This window comes from Psychromonas hadalis ATCC BAA-638 (genome assembly GCF_000420245.1).
In the GTDB taxonomy this organism is placed as follows: Bacteria; Pseudomonadota; Gammaproteobacteria; order Enterobacterales; family Psychromonadaceae; genus Psychromonas; species Psychromonas hadalis.
This window is the reverse complement of sequence record NZ_ATUO01000332.1, coordinates 1-1275: the sequence shown is the minus strand read 5'-3', so window position 1 is coordinate 1275 and position 1275 is coordinate 1. Positions and strand designations below refer to the sequence as shown.

The 1275-nt window shown below is 38.5% G+C and carries 1 pseudogene; it reads left to right on the top strand.

The features are described 5' to 3' along the window. Window positions 1-210: 210 nt before the first annotated feature. A pseudogene (locus G322_RS0119355) lies at window positions 211-1275 on the top strand (hypothetical protein); the annotation flags it as partial.

The following is a 1275-nucleotide window of genomic DNA, read 5'->3' as shown; positions in this document are numbered from 1 at the left end:
AGAAAAGCACACCCTGCAATTGGGGCTGGTCAACATGACGTTATTAAACAAAAAAGTGCTTATGTTTTTACGCGCACATTAGATAACGACAAAGTAGTTATCGCTTTTGTTGGCAATTAATACGGCTGTTTATTGGTAAATTATTTAACGCGAAAGTAACTGTGCTGTATCGATTTTCGTATCCAGAATCGAGGTTAAGGAGAGAATAAAATGAATTTTATTAAATCAATGATAGTGGTTTTGTTCGTTGTTGTTATGGGAGGCTGCGGCGATAAAAATAGTCCGGAAACTCAGCTAAAAAGACTCAATGTAAGAGTGGTAGACGGTTACTTATTTAAGGCGCTGGTTTGGCTGGATGTTAATACAGATGGAAAACCAGATGCTGATGAGCCACAAGCATGGACAAACATAAACGGTTTCGCATCCTTAGATATTACGAATGTTAGCGGTGATATTGCAGATTACCCAATCATTTCAAAATCTCTCAAAGGCAAAACTATTGATGCCGATGCGCCAGACTTTCCTATAACACATGATTATCAAATGAAATCTTTTGTTGAAAATTATTCTCCGGAAAAAATTCAAATCATCACTCCGATAACAACATTGTTTAATTTAAAAGTGCTCGCGGGTCAATCAAAAGAAGAAGCCGTAACTGAAATTCGAGAGCTACTTAAACAGCCTGATTTGAGTATTTATGAAGATTATATTGCTACAGGTGCTACTTTATTAGCACACTCGGCGAAGGCATTAGCAAAACTTTTACCTGAAGAATTTGATGCGAACTTACTCTTGCAACAATCTGCAGATTTACATAATGGTGCGCAAGTATTAGGAGAAAAAATTGCTCAACAAATTGCAAATAATGAAGAAGTAAGTCTGTCTGGTCAACTCTTATATAAAGATGAAAATGGCGAGATAATGTTATATGCAGATAGCGACGGTGACGGCGTTGCTGATGAATTTGATAAATTTCCACTGGATGCGCAGGAAAGTGAGGATTTCGATCTTGATGGCACAGGTGATAATGCCGATCTTGATGATGATAATGATGGTGTAGCAGATGTTGATGATGCTTTCCCGTTAGATGCGGCTGAATCTGTGGATACGGATAATGACGGCACAGGTGATAATGCCGATCTTGATGATGATAATGACGGTGTAGCAGATGTTGATGATGCTTTCCCGTTAGATGTGGCTGAATCTGTGGATACGGATAATGACGGTACAGGTAATAATGCCGATCTTGATGATGATAATGACGGTGTTGCAGAT